This window comes from Chitinibacter tainanensis DSM 15459 (assembly GCF_000429785.1).
In the GTDB taxonomy this organism is placed as follows: Bacteria; Pseudomonadota; Gammaproteobacteria; order Burkholderiales; family Chitinibacteraceae; genus Chitinibacter; species Chitinibacter tainanensis.
In genome coordinates this window covers 33722-51373 of the sequence record NZ_KE386953.1, presented here as the reverse complement: position 1 = coordinate 51373, position 17652 = coordinate 33722, and the positions used below count along the sequence as shown (strand labels likewise).

The following is a 17652-nucleotide window of genomic DNA, read 5'->3' as shown; positions in this document are numbered from 1 at the left end:
GACATGGCTGCTTTTGACTTACAAGAACAAGAACAAATTGCCGAACTGAAAGCCTGGTGGCACAGCTGGGGTAAAGCGCTGGCCGCCGCGGTTGTGTTGGCGCTGCTCGCCTACGCTGGCTGGTCAGGCTGGCAAACCTGGCAAAAGCACCGTGCGGCCGAAGCCGCTGAGCTGTATGCCCAGCTGCAACTGCAGGCAATGGATGAGGCCAAATTCACCGCTACGCTGACCACCTTGAAAACCGATTTCGGCAGCACGCCTTATGCCGCACGTGCCGCGCTGGCCGCCGCCAAACTGGCTTATATGAAGGGCCAGCCGGCTAAAACCCGCGATGAATTGAACTGGGTGATTAGCAATGCCAAAGAAGTGACTTTGCGTGATTCGGCCAAATTGCGTTTGGCAGGCGTTTTGCTCGACGATAAAAAATACGACGAGGCCCTGGCTTTGGTGAAAGCGCCGGAAGAAGAGAGTTATTCGGGTCTGTTTGCTGAAGTACGTGGCGACGTATTGCTCGCTAAGCAAGATAAATCGGGCGCTGCAGACGCATACCGTCAAGCTTTGGCGAAATTGCCAAAAGACGCGCCCAATGTGAAATTGCTGGAAGTGAAACTTGATACGCTGGGAGCCAACTAAGATGCAATGCTTGCGGATCGCTGCCCTCGGTGCACTGAGCCTGCTGGCTGCGTGCTCTACTCCAAGTAATGTGCCAGATCCATCGCCGCTACCGAAGATCAGTCAGGCCGCGACGGCGAAGCAAGTGTGGCGCAGCGAAGTAGGAAGCGATACCGATTTCCGCTTCCAGCCTGCGTTTCTGGCTGATCTGGTAGCCGTGGTGGGCGGCAAGAATGAAGTGGCTTTGCTGGATCGTGCCACTGGTCAAGCCAAATGGCGGGTAAAACTGGAGCAACCGGTTGCTGGCGGGATTGGCATTGGCGCTGGCATGGTCGTGGTGGGTAGCCTCAAGGGCGATGTGATCGCGCTGGATTTGGCCAATGGCAAGCCCGTGTGGGCGGTCAAAACCAGCAGTGAAGTGATTTCTTCGCCAATCGTGAACAAGAATCTGGTGCTGGTTCGTTCGGCAGATGGCAAGCTCAGCGCGCTGTCGGCCGCTAAGGGCGAACTGCAATGGGTGTATCAGCGCCCGCAACAGCCTGCGTTGCAACTGCGGAACTATGCAGCACCCGTGGTGGCGGATGGCATCGTTTATGTCGGGCAGGCCGCTGGGCGTTTAACCGCGCTGGCCGTGGCTGATGGCCGCGTACTGTGGGAAGCGCCGATTGCGCTGCCACGTGGTGCGAGTGAGCTTGAACGCATCACCGATATCGTGGCGCCGCCGGTCGTGCATGCCGATCTGGTGTGTGCGGTCGCGTATCAGGGCCGGGTGGCGTGTATCAGTACCCAAAATGGCTCACTGGTATGGTCGCGGGAGATTTCTAGCTGGTCGGGCCTAGCCATTGACGAGCGCCATGTGTATGTCACCGATGACCAAGGGCAGATTAATGCCTTCGAGCGCACCACTGGCCGCTCGGTATGGAAGCAAGATGCGCTGAAATATCGCTTTGTGAGCGCCCCCGCCGTGCTGGGTAATCAGCTGGTCGTGGGTGATCTCGACGGTTATTTGCACTATATGAATTTGGAAGATGGCAGTTTGGTGGGCCAACAGCCTACCGATGGCAGTCGTATTTTTGTCGCACCTCAATCTGCGGGTTCGCAGGCCTTGGTGCAAACGCGTAAGGGCAGCTTATATCTGCTCAGCGCTCAGTAAGAGAATTGAATGAAACCAACCATTGCCCTCGTGGGGCGCCCGAATGTGGGCAAATCCACGCTGTTTAATCGCCTGACCAAAACCCGTGATGCCCTGGTGGCAGATCAGCCAGGCCTGACCCGTGATCGCCACTATGGTCATGGCAAGGTCGGCGATAAGCCATATCTGGTGATCGATACCGGTGGCTTCGAGCCCGTTGTGGACGAAGGCATCATGTTCGAGATGGCCAAGCAAACACTGCAGGCCGTGGATGAGGCCGATGCGATTGTTTTTGTCGTGGATGGGCGCAATGGCCTCACCCCGCAAGACAAGATCATTGCCAACCGTCTGCGTCAGGGTGATCGCCCGGTGTGGGTGGCGGTGAACAAAATCGAAGGCATGAACCGTGCGGTGATGACCGCCGAGTTTCACGAGTTGGGCCTTGGTGAGCCGGTGGCGATTTCAGCCTCGCACGGCGAAGGTGTACGCGATCTGGTGAATGATATTCTGGCCGGTTTCCCTGAGCCAGAAGACGAAGAAGAGCGCACGCATCCGACTTTTGCTATCGTGGGTCGTCCGAACGTCGGCAAATCAACGCTGGTTAACACCATTTTGGGTGAAGAGCGCGTGATTGCTTTTGATGCACCTGGCACTACGCGTGATTCGGTGTTTATTGATTTTGAGCGCAATGGCCAAAACTATACGGTGGTGGATACTGCCGGGGTGCGCCGGCGCGGCAAAGTGACCGACATGATCGAAAAATTCTCGGTCATTAAAACCATGCAGGCGATTGAAGACTGTAACGTGGTGATTTTGGTGCTGGATGCCACGCAGGATGTCTCGGATCAGGATGCCAAGATCGCTGGTTTTGTATTGGAAGCCGGCAAAGCCATGGTGGTGGCGATCAATAAATGGGAAGCCGCGGATGAAAATCAGCGCAATACCATTAAGCGTGAAATCGCTAGGAAACTCTCGTTCCTGGATTTTGCCAAATTCCACTATATATCTGCATTGCATGGTAAAGGTGTCGCAGATATTTTTGGTTCGATCCATCAGGCCTATGATGCCGCAATGGTGAAAATTCCAACGCCGAAGCTGACGCGTGCGCTGCAGTTGGCGATGGAACGTCAGCAACCGCCACTGGCAGGCAAGATTCGCCCCAAAATGCGTTACGCCCACCAAGGTGGCTCAAATCCACCGGTGGTTGTGATCCACGGCAATGCATTGGAGGCCGTTCCTGCGTCATACTGGCGTTATCTGGAAGGCTTCTTCATGAAGATGTTTAAGCTGCAAGGCACGCCACTGCGCGTTCAATTCAAGAAAACGGGCAATCCGTTTGAAGGAAAAGAACCGCCGAAGTTGAATCGCCGCGGCAATAAATAAAATTGCTGATTGTAAGCTGTTGATTCATGTACTATAAGCGTAAGATGTTTTGACTCAAGCCGTATACACGGATAACTAAATAACAAGCCGGAGAATAACAATGAGTGCTAAGGGGCAAATGCTGCAAGATCCATTTCTGAACATCTTGCGCAAAGAACACGTACCTGTCTCAATCTACCTGGTGAACGGCATTAAACTGCAAGGGCAGATCGAATCGTTTGACCAGTATGTGGTATTGCTGCGCAATACTGTGACCCAGATGGTGTACAAGCACGCCATTTCAACTGTGGTGCCATCACGTTCAGTGACTGTGCCGCACGATAACCCAGCCGCTGCTGCAACTGAAAACTAATTGCGGGCAGTTTGCTGCGTGTCCAGCCCCGAAAGATTCGTTCTTTCGGGGTTTTTTCTGCTTGTAATTTATGTAATTGGCCCCATGCTCAAAGCCTAGCGGGTAAAGAAAAACAGAGGTTTGCATGTTTGAACGCCACCAAGGCGGCGATGAAGCCATTTTGGTCTGCTTGGATTTTGGCGAAGCAGATTACCGAGATGGTGTCGATGAATTTGTAGAATTGGTCAAATCAGCGGGCGTGACGCCGCTGCATATTATCGAAGGTAAACGCCAGCGGCCAGATCCAGCCTATTTTGCGGGCTCAGGCAAGGCCGATGAAATTGCCCTGGCCGTGGCGCAGTATCAGGCCTCGCTGGTGATCTTTAATCATCAGCTCTCGCCAGCCCAAGAGCGGAATCTGGAAAAAAAGGTGCAAGCGAGGGTGCTTGATCGCACGACCTTGATTCTAGATATTTTTGCCCAGCGTGCGCGTACCGCCGAGGGTAAGCTGCAGGTTGAGCTAGCGCAGTTGGCGCATATCCAAACCCGTTTGATCCGTGGGTGGACACACTTGGAGCGGCAAAAGGGCGGTGTCGGTTTGCGCGGCCCGGGTGAAACCCAGTTGGAAACTGACCGCCGTTTGATCGGGGTGCGCGTAAAACGCTTGAAAGATCAATTGGCTACCGTGCAGAAACAGCGGGCGACTCAACGCAAATCACGCGAGCGGAATCGGCAATTTACGGTTTCGATTGTCGGGTATACCAATGCTGGAAAATCCACTTTATTTAATGCGCTGACCAAAGCCAAAATTTATGCGGCCGATCAGTTATTTGCTACGCTGGATACCACCAGCCGCAAGCTCTTTTTGGATAATGAGCATTCGGTGGTTTTGTCGGATACGGTTGGGTTTATTCGCCAATTGCCGCACACGCTCGTGGCGGCATTTCGCGCTACGCTGGAAGAAACCATCAATGCGGATTTGCTACTGCACGTGGTGGATATCAATCATCCAATGCGTGAATTACAAATTAGCGAAGTGAATAAAGTGCTGGCCGAAATCGGTGCGGAACATATTCCACAAATCATGGTCTTCAACAAGATTGACCTGAAAGCACTGCCGCCTGAATTGGGGCGGGATGAGTATGATAAAATTCAATCGGTCAAATTAAGCGCCATGCAAGGGCAGGGGCTTGATTTGCTGCGTACTGCCTTGATTGAAGCCATGAGCCAGTCAGAAAAGGAAGAATAAATGAGTCAAAACGATCCGCAATGGGGTGGTGGCCGTCCTGGAAATAATGGCGGGCCACCTGGAGTGGAAGAAATCCTGCGCTCCTTGAGCGATAAGGTAAATCGCCTGCTGGGTGGCAAAGGTAACGCCAATGGTCAAGCGCCTTACGGTAGTCAGCCTAGCAAAGGTGGCTCAGCCGGCTTGATCTTGGTGGGCGGCGCCTTGCTGGCGCTGTGGCTGGGTTCGGGTGTGTATGTGGTAGATGAGCGGGAAAACGCGGTCATCACCCGTTTTGGCAAATATGTCCAAACAGTTGAAAGTGCCGGTTTGAAATGGCATATGCCGTATCCAATTGAGCAGCGGCAGATTGTGAATGTGACTGAGCTGCGCAGCCTGGAGGTCGGTGTACGTGCCGAAGGGGCGGGAAATGATGAAAGCACCATGCTCACCGGTGACCAGAACATCATTGAAGTGCAGCTGGAGGTGCAATACAACCTCAATTCTGCCCGCGATTTTCTGTTTAACAACCGCTTCAAAGATGGCGATGGCCGTGATGTGGTGAAGCAGGCGGCTGAAACGGCGATTCGCGAAGTGGTCGGTAAAAATAAAGTCGACTATGTGCTCAATGAAGGCCGCGGCAAAATTGGTGAAGACACCAAAGAAATCATCCAAGATCTGCTGACCAAGTATGGCACCGGTATTTCGATTTCGCGGGTGAATATTTCTGATGTGCAGCCACCTGAGCAAGTTCAGGCGGCCTTTAGCGATGCGGTGAAAGCACGGCAAGATCGGGCGCGCTTGATCAATGAAGGTACGGCCTATGCCAACGATGTGGTGCCTAAAGCCAGCGGTATGGCTGCACGCTTGAAAGAAGAGGCGCTGGGTTATCGTGAGCAAGTGGTATCGCGCGCCGAAGGTGATGCCTCACGCTTCCGCCAGATTGCCGCCGAATATGCCAAAGCACCGCAAGTGACGCGTGATCGGATGTATCTCGATGCCATGCAGACCATGTACCAGAACACCACCAAAGTGCTGGTGGATCAAAAAGGTAGCGGCAATCTCTTGTATCTGCCGCTAGATAAGCTGATGCAGATGAATGCAAACAGCAATGGAGGCGAAGCAGCGCCAGCGGCGAAAGCGGCTGACCCTGTCGCCCCCGTTCCCGCCGCAGAAACCGCCCCTGCTAAGCAGCGCGGCGACCGTGACGGCCGCTAAGGAGTGATCATGAACAAAATTATGCCGGTAATCGGAGCTTTATTTGTCGCGTTGTTCATTTTCTCAACGACGTTTTTTACTGTAGATCAGCGCCAATATGCGATCGTCTTCCAGTTCTCGGAGGCGGTGCGGGTGATTAAAGATCCAGGTTTCCATTTCAAAGTGCCGCTACTGCAAGATGTGCGCTATTTTGATAAACGGATTCAGACCATCGATGAAGAGAGCCCAGCGAGGATTCAAACCATCGAAAAGATGAACGTGAAAGCCGATAGCTTTATCAAATACCAGATCGTGGACGTTGAGAAATACTACAAAGCGGTCGGGGTGGATCAGCGTAAAGGTGTTGATCGTCTGCGCAATACCGTGAACAACATGCTGCGTGATGAGTTCGGTAAGCGCACGGTTCAAGACGTGATCTCGGGTCAGCGTGATGAAGTGATGGATTACGTGCGCAAAGTAGCGGATGCCGATGCAGCGCGCATCGGGGTGCGGGTCTTGGATGTACGCATCAAACGCGTTGAGCTGGAAGACAGCACGCTGAACTCCGTGTACGAGCGTATGCAGTCCGAGCGTAAAGCGGTGGCCAGCCAATTGCGTGCGGAAGGTAGCGCTGCAGCAGAGAAAATCAAAGCCGATGCGGATAAACAGCGCGAAGTGATTCTGGCAGCAGCGTATAATCAGGCGCAGCAAATGAAAGGTGAGGGCGATGCCAAAGCCGCCGGTATTTATGCCGAAGCGTATGGCAAAAACCCAGAGTTCTACGCCTTCTATAAGAGCCTTGACGCTTACAAGCAAAGTTTTGCCAAGAAGAGCGATGTGCTGGTGGTTGACCCAAGTGCCGACTTCTTCAAATACATGAAGAATCCGCGCGCTGGCGGCGCCAAATGAGTGAAACGCTCTGGCTTGGCTTGGGGCTGATGCTGGTGTTTGAAGGCATCATGCCCTTTACCCTGCCGCATGTTTGGCGTGCTACCTTGCGCCGGATGGCTGAGCTTACTGACGGACAGATACGCCTGATCGGTTTCTGTTCGCTGATTGCAGGTTTGTTGATTTCGCTGGCGGCCAAATAACCCCCCAGGGGTATTGCCGTCAATCATCTAAATGACGCCCACACCGGGGTATACCCCGGGTGGGCATTTGGTTTGTATAGACAATGCGTAATTGGATCCTTCCCGAATATATCTCCGATGTCCTGCCCAGCGAAGCGCGCCAGATCGAAAGCATGCGTCGTCGCCTGCTCGATCAGTTTGCGCTGTACGGCTATGAGCAGGTTGAGCCGCCGCTGGTGGAATATGTGGAATCCTTGCTCACCCAGCACGATGCCGCGCTGGATCTGAAGACCTTCAAGCTGGTGGATGAGCTTAGTGGGCGGCAAATGGGTTTGCGCGCGGATATTACCCCGCAGGTGGCGCGGATCGACTCGCATATCCTCAATCGCCAAGGCGTGGCGCGCCTGTGCTATGCCGGCTCGGTCGTGTGTACCCGCCCGGATGGCCTGCTCTCTACCCGCCAGCCACGCCAGATCGGTGCCGAATTGTATGGCTGTGCCGATATCGCCGCCGATGTGGAAGTGATCGAGCTGATGTTTGCCAGCCTGCAAGAAGCAGGGGTGAACGATCTCACGCTGGAAGTGGGCCACATTGGCCTCTTTAATGCGCTGGCCGATGCGGCCGGTTGGCAAGGCGAAATTCGTCAGGCGGCTTTTAATGCTCTGCAACAAAAAGACCAACCCACGCTGACTGAGTTGGCGGCGAATCTGCCGGCTGATTTACGTGCCGGCCTGCTGGCGCTGCCCAATTGCTATGGCGATAGCAGTGCGCTGACTCAAGCAGCAGCCCAGTTGCCTGCGCTGCCGGCCATTCAGGCCGCTTTGGCGACGTTGCAGCAGCTGTACTCGGCGCTGGCAGCGCGCGGTTTGGCGGTGCGTTTTGATCTGGCCGAATTGCCCGGTAGCTACTATCACACCGGGCTGGTGTTTAATGCCTACGCCAAAGGCTTTACCAATGCCGTGGCGCGCGGTGGCCGCTATGACAGCGTGGGCGAGAAATTTGGCCGTTCGCGCCCTGCAACCGGATTTAGTATCGATTTGCGTGGTTTAACCCGTCTGCCATTCCCGGCGCGCCGCCCCGGGATCTTGGCCCCACAGGGGGAAGACCCGGCTTTGCTGGCGAAGATTCGCCAGCTGCGCGAAGCTGGCGAGATCGTGATTGTTGACTTGGGCGTACTGAGCACCGAGGTCGATGTCGACCGCACCCTGCAGCAAAAAGAGGGTGTTTGGCAAGTGCTAAGCCTGTAAAAAATAAGCCGTTTTTACAAAAAAAACGCTGGCTCAAACAGCGTTTTGACGTTAAAGTTCCGTCGCAACGTTACCGCTGTAATGTTGCCAAATTATTTTGTGTTTTATGCATCGAGGTTTGGGAATGAGCAGAAATGTAGTCGTTATCGGTACCCAGTGGGGTGACGAGGGTAAGGGCAAGATTGTTGACTGGCTGACCGATCACGCTCAAGGCGTGGTTCGCTTTCAAGGCGGTCACAACGCCGGCCACACCCTGGTCGTTGGCGGCAAAAAAACTGTTCTGCGTCTGATTCCATCGGGCATTTTGCACGCAGGTAAAGCTTGCTTTATCGGTAACGGCGTGGTGATTTCACCAGAAGCGCTGCTCAAAGAAATCGACGAGCTGAATGCGGCCGGTATCGACGTCGCTAGCCGCCTGCGCATTTCAGAAGCATGTCCGCTGATTCTGCCGTACCACATCGCGCTGGATCAGGCTCGCGAAGCTGCCAAAGGCGACAAGAAAATCGGCACCACTGGTCGTGGTATCGGCCCAGCCTACGAAGACAAAGTGGCGCGTCGTTCGATCCGTCTGCAAGATCTGTATCACCCAGAGCGTTTCTCGGCCAAGCTGCTGGAAAACCTCGAATGGTATAACTTCCAGCTGGTAAATTACTTTAAAGCTGAGCCGGTTGAATTCCAGAAAGTGTATGACGATGCACTGGCCTATGCTGAGCGTATCAAGCCGATGCTGGCCGATGTGTCACGCACTTTGTACGATCTGAACAAAGCCGGCAAACCGCTGCTGTTTGAAGGTGCGCAAGGCACCTTGCTGGACATCGACCACGGTACTTACCCATTTGTGACTTCAAGCAACTGTGTGGCGGGTGCAGCGGCACCAGGCGCCGGCGTTGCCCCACAAATGCTGCAATACGTACTGGGTATTGTGAAGGCTTACACCACACGCGTAGGTTCGGGCCCATTCCCAACCGAACTCTTCTGCGATATTGGTGCCGGTCTGGCAAAACGCGGTAATGAGTTTGGTTCGGTGACGGGGCGTCCACGCCGTTGTGGCTGGTTTGACGCCGCAGCGCTGAAACGCTCAATCCAGATCAACGGTGTATCAGGTCTGTGTGTCACCAAGCTGGATGTGATGGACGGTATCGAGACCATCAAGCTGTGCGTGGGCTACAAAGTGAACGGCGTAGAGACCGACATTCTGCCTGTTGGCGCGGATGATATTGCCCTGTGCGAGCCAATCTACGAAGAAATGCCAGGCTGGAATGACAGCACCTTCGGTGTGAAAAAGTGGGAAGACCTGCCAGAAAACGCCCGCAAATACCTGCAACGGATCGCTGAAGTTTGTGAAGCGCCTATCGATATCATTTCTACCGGCCCAGACCGCGAAGAAACCATCGTACTGCGCCACCCATACAACGGCTAAGCAGTCCTTGCTAAGAAAAAACCCGCCAATTGGCGGGTTTTTTATTGCCTAGAGCGTCGGCGAGTGGGGTCGGCAACAAAAGCAGCAATCAAACTTAAAGCGTTGGCTTTCTGGTTGGGGTATTGCCCGCCAAGCAAATAACTACATGGCTTGGCAGGCCATACCCTTATTTTTTCTTCTTGGCGGTTTTCGTGGCCGCTTTCTTGTTGCTGGATTTATTGGCTTTGCTCACCGCTTTAGTGTTGCCCTTATTGCGGCTGGCGCTGGCTTTGCCTTTGCGCGTATTGCTAGGCTGTTCGGCGCTGCTGCGCGGCGAACATTGCATCACCGTTTTGCGTTTTTTGCCTTTGCCAGTGGTGATTTTGGTGCAGCGCTGCTGGCTGCTGCGGGCTTCGTCGCTGCGGGCAGAACCGCTAGTGGCATTGGTGGCCGCTTTGCTGCTGGCGCTGTTGGGGGCGGCCGCAAAGAGGGCATTTACATTCAGGCCTTTGCCGCCGCCATCTGCAATGCGGCGCGCGCCATTAAAGCGGGTTTGCCAGTAGCTCAGATTCATATTGGCCACTTCGATATTGCGGCCTTTGCGCGGAGCATGAATAAAGCGATTGTCGCCCAGATAAATCCCCACATGGGAGAACGTACGCCCCAGCGTATTAAAGAACACCAGGTCGCCCGGTTTAAGCTCATCTTTGTCGATGGTTTGCCCGGTTTGCGACATGCCCAGCGCGGTGCGGGGCAGTGTGATGTTCATTGAGTTTTGAAAGACGTATTTGATAAACCCCGAACAATCAAGCCCAGACTCGGGCGAATTGCCGCCCCAGGTGTATTTCACCCCGATTAGGCTCATGGCGGATAGCAGCAAATCTTGGGCCGGGGTGTAATCCGTGCCTTTGGGCATGACATTACTGCTGGATTTGGCTTTGCGAGGTTTGGGGTTGGCCGGGCTGCCAGGTTCGGCATCGTCCAGATTGAGGGATTCGGCGTTTTTAAGTACCGGCGGCGTGCTGTCGCCCAGTGGCATGTCTTGGTCGGCTAGCGCCCATGGGCTAGCGGCTGCGCAGACTGTAGCGAGAATGATGATCCATTTCATGGGCAAGAACTTTACGGGTGTGGAAAACGGCTGTAAAGCCTAAAATTCAAATTTCGGCCTGCTGCCCTTTGGGACTGACTCGATGTTGAAAGAAACGTTCACGGTGATGCGTGATTTACCGCGTGTGCGCGAGATTATCGCGATTTTGATGCGGCATGGCTTGGGTAATTTGGTACAGCGTTTGGGCTTGGCAAAGGGCATTGAACGTGCTGGCGATTTGCTGCATTGGCCAGGCGATCATGAGATTGAGCAGCTGGCCCCCGCCGTGCGGGTGCGCAAGGCGCTGGAGCAGCTTGGCCCAACGTTTATCAAGCTGGGGCAGGTGCTGGCCACGCGGGTTGATATGTTCGAGCCGGAGTGGATTGCCGAGTTTGAAAAGCTGCAAAGTGATGTGCCGCCCCTGCCGTTTGCCGAGCTATTGCCCGAGCTGCAAGCCGCGCTGGGTGCAGACCCGCACAGCTTGTTTATCGAGCTGGATCCGCAGCCGATCGGCTCGGCTTCGATTGCGCAGGTGCATCGTGCGCGCCTCGCCGATGGCACCGAGGTGGTACTTAAAATCCGTCGCCCCAATATCACCGCCAAAATCGATGCCGATTTGCGGATTTTGCGGCATATCGCCTCATTGGCGGTATTTGAGTTTCCGGATTTACGCCGCTATCAGCCGGTGCGAATGGTGGATGAATTTGCCAAATCACTGCATCGCGAGCTCAATCTCTCGATTGAGGCGCGGCATTTAGAGCGTTTTACCACCAATTTTGCTGGCCACGATGAAATCGTAATTCCGAAAATCTGGTGGGAATGGACTTCCGAGCGGCTGATCGTGCAGGAATACATTGCCGGCGTGTCCGGCAATGATCTGGCCGGTGTCGATGCCGCTGGGCTGGATCGGAAATTATTGGCCGCGCGCGGGGCCGATGCCGTCTTGAAAATGGTGTTGATCGATGGTTATTTTCACGCCGACCCACATCCCGGCAATGTGAAATATCTGCCCGATAGCCGGATCGCGTTTCTGGATTTTGGCATGGTAGGGCGACTGCCGCACCCACGCCGCGATCACATTGTTGATCTACTGGCTGCGCTGGCCCAGCGCGATGAGCATGGCATTTTGAATGTGCTGCTGGAGTGGACCGGCGACACGGTGGTGGATGAAGACAAGCTGGCGGCCGATATTGCCGACTTTATGTTCAACTACGAAAACCTCTCGCTCAAGGATATTCAGTTTGGCCATCTCTTGAATGATGTGGCGATGATTATGCGCGAGCATGAGATTACGCTCCCATCAGATCTTACGCTGCTGTTTAAGGCGTTGATCACACTCGAAGGCTTGGGCCGGCAGCTCGATCCCCAATTTCAGATGGTGCCGCATCTCACGCCGTTCGTGCGCGAAGTGATTATGGCGCGCTATAACCCGAAAACGCTGTTTAAACGGGGCAAAGATAATCTATTTGAAGCGTTTTCAATTGTCTCGGGCCTGCCGCGCGATATTGGTAAGCTGATCAAACAGGCGCGGCGGGGCAATCTGCGCATCGATCTGGATTTAAAACGGCTGGATAACTTCGGCAGTCAGCTGGCCAAAAGTGCCAACCGCCTCACCATGGGCATTGTGACCGGCGCGCTGATTATCGGCTCATCCATCGCCATGACCATCAAAGTGGGGCCGACGATTTTCGGTATGCCGCTGCTGGGTTTCCTGGGCTTTGTGCTCGCACTCATCAATGCCATCTGGCTGATGTTTGCAATCTGGATTTCCAGCAAGAGTGAAAGCTAGGCTTTAGCACTCACTGCTGTGGGGCCGTGCATGGTTCATGAGCGGCGCAATCAGGGCTTGCCACTGCGCTAGTTTGGCTGCTAGTGGCAGGGTATAGGCTGGGCTGCTCGATGGCGCAATGCTGCTAGCGATATACATGGGGATGTATCGTTGCCCGTGCTTGGCTGCAGCTTGCCCGTTAAAGACCACCAGTTGCAACTGCGGCAGCTGGGCGATTAATTCGGCCAGCGGGTTGGGGTTAATCTCGCGCAATGCGCTATCGAGGCTGCCGCGGCGCTGGGCTTGAGCGACCACATCCCACAGCGCAATCCCGGCGGCTTGCAGGGCGGCGTAACGGGCCGGGAAGGGTTGTTCGTGCAAGGGTTGGCCCAAAAGGGTGCTCATGATCGGCCAGAAGGCATTGCGCGGGTGGGCGTAGTATTCACCTGCCGCCAGCGAAGCATCGCCCGGCAGGCTGCCCAAGATCAGAATACGGGCATCGACCCGCCAGATCGGCGCAAAACTGCTTTTGCTGCTCACGATTGCTGTAGAAGCGCTGCGCCATCAAAGCCGAGGCGTAAATTACCCCAATGCCGGCCACCAATAAAGATCGGTACATCCAGTTCGGTCATGGTTTCACCGGTGTCACGCACATAGGTTTGCAACAAGAAGCGTTCGGTATTCTGCGCGGCGCGCAGGCCCGCCGGGTCGTTGAAAATGCGGCGGTCGCGGCTGTTCACCAGATCTTGGGCCGGATCACCACTGAGCGGTTTGGAATACCAGCTATTGTGGGTGGGGCCATAGCCGCGGTTATCGACGGCTAAGGCAAACTTGCCCCCCGTAGCTGTGCGCACTAAATCATCATAAATCGGTTGAATTTCATTCACGAAATACTGGCTGTAGCTCGTGGTGTATTTCGGGGGCTTGGTGTCGGCCACGGGCTGGTAGCGCTGATCAAAGACATCAATCCCGCGCTGTTGCAGGGCGGTAATTTTCTCGGCCACGCGGTCGCGGTAGCGCAGGCATAAGCGGATGGCGCTATCGAGCGCGCCTTGCCCAATCACAAAGCGACCCACCATGCTTTGTACGTTTTCCGAGGCTTTGGCCACATCTTGTGAAGACACCGCCGAGTGCTGCATTTTTTCATTCACCATCAAGGTGAGCTGGTGGATTTCGCTGACATTGGTATTGACCAAGTGATTAGCCGTGCTGAATTCCTCTAGGGTGGCGGCAATCCCGCCCAAGGCCTGCGAGGTGTTTTCAAAGTCGTGCACCATACTGGCAAATTGGGCGGAGGCTTTTTCCACTACTTCGCGGGTGCGATTGGCGTCGGCAGTAATCAGGTGGGTTTCTTCCAGAGTTTCGGAGACCTGAGCCAACATATTGTCGATGTCGTGCGAAATCTCATCGGTGGCCACACCGACTTTTTCGGCCAGTTTGCGCACTTCATCCGCCACCACCGCAAAGCCACGCCCTTGCTCGCCAGCGCGTGCGGCTTCGATTGCGGCATTCAGCGCCAGCAAATTGGTTTGACCGGCGATTTCCTTGATCAGGTCGACAATGGTCTTGATGCTGGCCGAGCGCTTATTCAGGCCATCTACGGTTTGGTTAAAATTGCCGATCTTGCTGTTAATCGCGCTAATGCGCTGCACGACGTCTTGTAACTCTGAAAATGAGGCGTGCGCCAGCTCTAAATTAGTAGCCGTGGTTTGGGCGATTTCGCCGGTTTGTTCGGTGACGTGGCTAATGCCGGCGGTGGTGCTGGCGCTGGCTTCAACAATACGTTGGGCTAGTTTGTCCTGCTGCTCGGTGGCTAGCGCCGAATCCCGGATGTGTTTTTGTGATTTGGCGGCTTCTAGCGCCATGCTGATGGTCATATTCTGGACAGTGGCGATAATTTCGCGCTGTTTGCCCAAAAAACGATTGCAGGTGTTGGCTAGCTGGCTGATTTCGTCGGTGTAGGGCGATGGAATATTCTGTGAGAGGTCGCCATCATGATTGGCCGCGTCGGCAAATACGGCCTCGATCAGGCGCACCGGTTTGGTGATCCAGAAATGAAAATACGTAATCTCGATCACGCACAAGAGGGCTGCACCAATCAGTGCGAGCCAGCCATAAGTAATCAGCGAATCCACGACCTGCAGTACGCTTTGCTGCTGAGCCGCGGGTAAGGCGGCCAGCGCGGCAGTAAGTTCGCTGCGCGCGCTGTACAGCAGCATTAAAATCAGCAGGGGAAAACAGCCCAGCAGGGCAATGAAGGCAAATTTTCGTGCCAGTGTCGGGATGAAATTCTTCTCGAACGCCCGATGAAAGTCCGCAATCCAGGCCATGAGAGTGGATTCCTGTTTTTATATTTTTATTTGTAAGGCGTGTTGCTACTAATGCAAGGGCTTAGTGATCAAAGGCCAGTTGCAAGTCATCCAGTGAAAGATGCCATTTTTTCAGCATGCGGCTGAATACCGCCAGCTCGGCATCGTTGATTTCTTCGTCTGATTTGGCTAGATCAAGTGATAGCGCCGCCAGTTGTAGGCGTTTTTTCGGCTCGGTGACGGTGTCGAGCAGCTCATCAATGCGCTCTTTGTCAACCAGATGCACGGTGCCGTTTTCATCGGCTTCATCGCCGATGTCGTTACAGTAGTCCTGCAGCACCTGAATAAAGCCTTTGCGTGAAATGCCCAGTACGTCATACACATGCAGATGTTCCAGCTCATCGATTTCTTCCGGATCGAAATTGCCGTCACAGATCATTTGCAATACCAGAATGCGGGCCATCGCTTCTGGGCTATTGATTGCGTATTTTTTCATGGTGTTATCCCTCGTGGTTCCAGTGCCGTGCGCAGTGGCGTTGGTAAACTACTTATTTTTCTGCGCTGATAATCAAAGGCAGCCATGCCGGTTCTAGCCTGGGCAATCGGGCGGCCTTCTTGGGTTACATCGTAATAAAGATCAAAGCTGGCACGCCCAACCTCGGCGCAACCTAGGGCAATCTGCAGCGATTGCCCGTGAAATACTTCCTGGCGAAAACAAATGGCGACATCGGTCATGATTAAGCCCTTGCCACCTACATCCAGCTCATCGGCAAAACCCAATTGCTTGAGCCATTGCAGTCTGGCTTCGTGCAATAACGCCAGTAGTGCGTCGTTGCTCAGATGCCCACCGTAATTGATGTCGCGAATACGAATTGTCAGCTCGGTGAAAAACAAATCGCATGTGGGTAAGCTTAGTTCAAATCGCGCCATCGGGGAAAAATAAGTACTTTCTAAAGTATCTGGTGTTGCAGTGTATGCGCAGGCGAAAACGGCTGGCAATACCGGCATTTCCCATCTGTTGCATCATTGGGCTGCTAGACTGAAAGTACAGGAAATTTCTTGCTGGGGAGACCAATCATGTATACCCGAATTTTTGTCCCGATCGATCATAGTGAAACCAGTGATGCGGCGCTGAACGAGGCTTGCCGCCTCGCTAGTGAGCAGCACGCCACTTTGCGCCTGATTCATGTGATCGATCTGGCGCAATTTGCCTGGAGCGCCAATGAATTTCTGGATGTGCCGCAATTGCAGTCTTCGCTCAAAGAAAGTGGCGAGCATTTACTGCTTGAACGGGCGGCACAGGTACGGGCGCAGGGGCTTGAGGTGGAAACTGCGCTGCTGGAAATCTGGGGTGGCCAAATTGCCAAGGCCATTGTGGAGGATGCGGTACAATGGCAGGCTGATTTGCTCGTGATGGGCACGCACGGTTATGGTGGCCTCACGCATTTATTGCTGGGTAGTGTGGCTGAAGGTGTGATGCGCTATACCACCAAGCCGGTGCTGCTGGTGCGCGCACCGCAAAACGCTGTTTAAACGAGTTCTGCATGTCGATTGAAATCAAAGCCCCTTTGTCGGTCACTGACCACCGTCGTGATATTGCCGGAATGCGCTATGTGTATCCGGTGGTCTCGCGGCGGGCGGGTGGGGTTTCAATTGGTATTAATCTCAACCCCAATAATGCCTGTAATTGGGCCTGTGTGTATTGTCAGGTGCCCGATCTGCAGCGGGGGCCAGCGCCGGCGATTGATCTGGGCATGCTGGAGGCCGAGCTGACGGCATTGCTGGATGAGGTCGTGCATGGCGATTTCATGCAGTCGGCGGTGCCGGCTGAGGCGCGGCGACTGAATGACATTGCTTTTTCGGGCAATGGCGAGCCAACCACCGCGGCTGAGTTTTTATCGGTGATGGAGCTGGTGGCCAAAGTACGGGCGCAATTTGCGCTGGATATTAAGACCGTACTGATTACCAATGGTAGTCAGCTGGATAAGGCGGCGGTGCAGGCCGGAATCGCGCGCATGGGACAATTGCAGGGGGAGGTCTGGTTTAAGCTTGATCGGGCGCCCGAAGATGGTTTTGCCTTCGTGAACCAGATTAATTTACGTGCCAGTCAGGTAGAGCGGCGCCTACGCGCAGCCGCTGCCCTGTGCCCGACCTGGATACAGACCTGTATGTTTGCGCTGGATGGTCAGCTGCCAAGCGAGGTTGAGCTGGCAGCCTACTTGGCGTTTTTGCAGCGACAGCTGGCGGCCGGGGTGCCGCTGGCCGGCGTGCTGCTGTACGGGCTGGCGCGGCCTTCGCTACAGCCGGCAGCGCCGCGCTTAAGTGCTGCGCCGGCAGACTGGATGCAAGACCTTGCGACGCGTATTGAGGCGCTGGGTTTACCGGTAAAACTCAGCGCTTGATTTGCTGCGGCTTATTCGCCAACCTGGGCTGATTTGCGAATCAGATCTTGCAGCAGGTTTGGCTGTTGCTCGCGCAGATAATTCAGCGCCTGGATTTCTTCTTTGCGCAGGGCGGCCAGATCAATCCCTTCTACATGGACGACGCGCAGTAGTTCACGCACGGGCTTGGGCATGGCGCGGCCGCTTTCATAGCGTGAGCCCCCACTTTGTGTCACGCCGATCTGACTCCAGAAGTCCTGTTGATTCATGCCAAGTTGTTTACGGATCTGTTTGGGATTCAGGGTGGTTGTCATGGTGTTCTCCTTAATGATGAGGCCAACGATTCCTCTATGCCGCATTGATAAATGTTGATGTCATCTTAAGAATTTTGACTCTGTGAGGCACGGCACTTTTGCAACTGCCCAGTGTTGAATATTGCCGAACTTAAAATGGAACTAAATCAAGGGCTAATCAGCGAATGCTAATTTGTTTGGCATATTGCGTCAAATCC

At 54.4% G+C, this 17652-nt stretch carries 19 protein-coding genes; 13 read left to right on the top strand and 6 right to left on the bottom strand.

Annotated features, from left to right (window positions below; all coding sequences use genetic code 11):
• Positions 1-3 precede the first annotated feature (3 nt).
• From G482_RS0115025 to G482_RS0114980, 10 genes are all read left to right on the top strand, one after another.
• Positions 4-633, top strand: a complete 630-nt coding sequence (locus tag G482_RS0115025) for a YfgM family protein (RefSeq protein WP_028450719.1) — start codon at positions 4-6, stop codon at positions 631-633.
• A gap of 1 nt (position 634) precedes the next feature.
• Complete coding sequence (gene bamB / locus G482_RS18995; protein ID WP_034619849.1) at positions 635-1765, top strand: outer membrane protein assembly factor BamB; 1131 nt, start codon at positions 635-637, stop codon at positions 1763-1765.
• 9 nt (positions 1766-1774) lie between these two features.
• The gene (gene der, locus G482_RS18990) at positions 1775-3127 is read left to right on the top strand and encodes a ribosome biogenesis GTPase Der (protein ID WP_051259087.1); all 1353 of its coding nucleotides are present in this window, start codon (positions 1775-1777) and stop codon (positions 3125-3127) included.
• Between the two features lie 100 nt (positions 3128-3227).
• Entirely contained in the window at positions 3228-3479 is a 252-nt protein-coding gene (hfq, locus tag G482_RS0115010) for an RNA chaperone Hfq (RefSeq protein ID WP_028450718.1), read from the top strand.
• Positions 3480-3603: 124 nt separating this feature from the next.
• On the top strand, positions 3604-4707 hold the full coding sequence (hflX, locus tag G482_RS0115005) for a GTPase HflX (RefSeq protein WP_028450717.1): 1104 nt from the start codon (positions 3604-3606) through the stop codon (positions 4705-4707).
• Positions 4708-5901 carry an FtsH protease activity modulator HflK gene (gene hflK, locus G482_RS0115000; RefSeq protein ID WP_028450716.1) on the top strand — a complete coding sequence of 398 codons (1194 nt, stop codon included), beginning with the start codon at positions 4708-4710 and terminating at the stop codon, positions 5899-5901.
• A gap of 9 nt (positions 5902-5910) precedes the next feature.
• Positions 5911-6789 carry a protease modulator HflC gene (hflC, locus tag G482_RS0114995; RefSeq protein ID WP_028450715.1) on the top strand — a complete coding sequence of 293 codons (879 nt, stop codon included), beginning with the start codon at positions 5911-5913 and terminating at the stop codon, positions 6787-6789.
• Positions 6786-6971, top strand: coding sequence for a DUF2065 domain-containing protein (locus tag G482_RS0114990; protein WP_028450714.1), 186 nt, complete (start codon positions 6786-6788; stop codon positions 6969-6971). The genes hflC and G482_RS0114990 overlap by 4 nt, the downstream gene beginning before the upstream one ends.
• 83 nt (positions 6972-7054) lie before the next feature.
• Positions 7055-8197 carry an ATP phosphoribosyltransferase regulatory subunit gene (locus G482_RS0114985; RefSeq protein ID WP_028450713.1) on the top strand — a complete coding sequence of 381 codons (1143 nt, stop codon included), beginning with the start codon at positions 7055-7057 and terminating at the stop codon, positions 8195-8197.
• A gap of 124 nt (positions 8198-8321) precedes the next feature.
• Positions 8322-9617, top strand: a complete 1296-nt coding sequence (locus tag G482_RS0114980; protein ID WP_028450712.1) for an adenylosuccinate synthase — start codon at positions 8322-8324, stop codon at positions 9615-9617.
• Between the two features lie 166 nt (positions 9618-9783).
• Here the strand turns inward: G482_RS0114980 and G482_RS18985 are convergent, their stop codons facing one another.
• Positions 9784-10704, bottom strand: coding sequence for a C40 family peptidase (locus G482_RS18985; RefSeq protein WP_051259086.1), 921 nt, complete (start codon positions 10702-10704; stop codon positions 9784-9786).
• An 82-nt stretch (positions 10705-10786) separates the two neighbouring features.
• Here G482_RS18985 and G482_RS0114970 point away from each other — a divergent pair, with 82 nt between their 5' ends.
• The gene (locus G482_RS0114970) at positions 10787-12472 is read left to right on the top strand and encodes an ABC1 kinase family protein (RefSeq protein WP_028450711.1); all 1686 of its coding nucleotides are present in this window, start codon (positions 10787-10789) and stop codon (positions 12470-12472) included.
• A 3-nt stretch (positions 12473-12475) separates the two neighbouring features.
• Here G482_RS0114970 and G482_RS18980 read toward each other — a convergent pair whose 3' ends face one another.
• The 4 genes from G482_RS18980 to G482_RS0114950 form a co-directional block, all read right to left on the bottom strand.
• Positions 12476-12991, bottom strand: a complete 516-nt coding sequence (locus tag G482_RS18980; RefSeq protein WP_245575296.1) for a DNA-deoxyinosine glycosylase — start codon at positions 12989-12991, stop codon at positions 12476-12478.
• A complete protein-coding gene (locus tag G482_RS0114960; RefSeq protein WP_028450710.1) occupies positions 12988-14781 on the bottom strand; it encodes a methyl-accepting chemotaxis protein in 1794 nt (597 codons plus the stop codon). The genes G482_RS18980 and G482_RS0114960 overlap by 4 nt, the downstream gene beginning before the upstream one ends.
• Positions 14782-14842: 61 nt before the next feature.
• On the bottom strand, positions 14843-15256 hold the full coding sequence (locus G482_RS0114955) for a tellurite resistance TerB family protein (protein WP_028450709.1): 414 nt from the start codon (positions 15254-15256) through the stop codon (positions 14843-14845).
• Entirely contained in the window at positions 15253-15768 is a 516-nt protein-coding gene (locus G482_RS0114950) for an acyl-CoA thioesterase (RefSeq protein WP_245575295.1), read from the bottom strand. Before G482_RS0114950 ends, G482_RS0114955 begins: the two co-directional genes overlap by 4 nt.
• 69 nt (positions 15769-15837) lie before the next feature.
• On the opposite strand from G482_RS0114950, the gene G482_RS0114945 reads away from it, so the two are divergent.
• Positions 15838-16293: a universal stress protein gene (locus G482_RS0114945; RefSeq protein WP_028450707.1), complete on the top strand. Its 456-nt coding sequence runs from the start codon at positions 15838-15840 to the stop codon at positions 16291-16293.
• 11 nt (positions 16294-16304) lie between these two features.
• Positions 16305-17162 (top strand): radical SAM protein, encoded by an 858-nt coding sequence (locus tag G482_RS0114940; RefSeq protein ID WP_028450706.1) that lies wholly within the window; start codon positions 16305-16307, stop codon positions 17160-17162.
• Positions 17163-17173: 11 nt separating this feature from the next.
• Here G482_RS0114940 and G482_RS0114935 read toward each other — a convergent pair whose 3' ends face one another.
• Entirely contained in the window at positions 17174-17455 is a 282-nt protein-coding gene (locus G482_RS0114935; protein ID WP_034619846.1) for a helix-turn-helix domain-containing protein, read from the bottom strand.
• Positions 17456-17652: the final 197 nt, after the last annotated feature.

What these genes read in the sequence shown, in the direction of transcription:
- G482_RS0115025 (WP_028450719.1), top strand. Translation starts at nt 4, where the DNA reads ATGGCTGCTTTTGACTTACAAGAACAAGAACAAATTGCCGAACTGAAA.
- bamB (WP_034619849.1), top strand. Translation starts at nt 635, where the DNA reads ATGCAATGCTTGCGGATCGCTGCCCTCGGTGCACTGAGCCTGCTGGCT.
- der (WP_051259087.1), top strand. Translation starts at nt 1,775, where the DNA reads ATGAAACCAACCATTGCCCTCGTGGGGCGCCCGAATGTGGGCAAATCC.
- hfq (WP_028450718.1), top strand. Translation starts at nt 3,228, where the DNA reads ATGAGTGCTAAGGGGCAAATGCTGCAAGATCCATTTCTGAACATCTTG.
- hflX (WP_028450717.1), top strand. Translation starts at nt 3,604, where the DNA reads ATGTTTGAACGCCACCAAGGCGGCGATGAAGCCATTTTGGTCTGCTTG.
- hflK (WP_028450716.1), top strand. Translation starts at nt 4,708, where the DNA reads ATGAGTCAAAACGATCCGCAATGGGGTGGTGGCCGTCCTGGAAATAAT.
- hflC (WP_028450715.1), top strand. Translation starts at nt 5,911, where the DNA reads ATGAACAAAATTATGCCGGTAATCGGAGCTTTATTTGTCGCGTTGTTC.
- G482_RS0114990 (WP_028450714.1), top strand. Translation starts at nt 6,786, where the DNA reads ATGAGTGAAACGCTCTGGCTTGGCTTGGGGCTGATGCTGGTGTTTGAA.
- G482_RS0114985 (WP_028450713.1), top strand. Translation starts at nt 7,055, where the DNA reads ATGCGTAATTGGATCCTTCCCGAATATATCTCCGATGTCCTGCCCAGC.
- G482_RS0114980 (WP_028450712.1), top strand. Translation starts at nt 8,322, where the DNA reads ATGAGCAGAAATGTAGTCGTTATCGGTACCCAGTGGGGTGACGAGGGT.
- G482_RS18985 (WP_051259086.1), bottom strand. Translation starts at nt 10,704, where the DNA reads ATGAAATGGATCATCATTCTCGCTACAGTCTGCGCAGCCGCTAGCCCA.
- G482_RS0114970 (WP_028450711.1), top strand. Translation starts at nt 10,787, where the DNA reads ATGTTGAAAGAAACGTTCACGGTGATGCGTGATTTACCGCGTGTGCGC.
- G482_RS0114960 (WP_028450710.1), bottom strand. Translation starts at nt 14,781, where the DNA reads ATGGCCTGGATTGCGGACTTTCATCGGGCGTTCGAGAAGAATTTCATC.
- G482_RS0114955 (WP_028450709.1), bottom strand. Translation starts at nt 15,256, where the DNA reads ATGAAAAAATACGCAATCAATAGCCCAGAAGCGATGGCCCGCATTCTG.
- G482_RS0114950 (WP_245575295.1), bottom strand. Translation starts at nt 15,768, where the DNA reads ATGCCGGTATTGCCAGCCGTTTTCGCCTGCGCATACACTGCAACACCA.
- G482_RS0114945 (WP_028450707.1), top strand. Translation starts at nt 15,838, where the DNA reads ATGTATACCCGAATTTTTGTCCCGATCGATCATAGTGAAACCAGTGAT.
- G482_RS0114940 (WP_028450706.1), top strand. Translation starts at nt 16,305, where the DNA reads ATGTCGATTGAAATCAAAGCCCCTTTGTCGGTCACTGACCACCGTCGT.
- G482_RS0114935 (WP_034619846.1), bottom strand. Translation starts at nt 17,455, where the DNA reads ATGACAACCACCCTGAATCCCAAACAGATCCGTAAACAACTTGGCATG.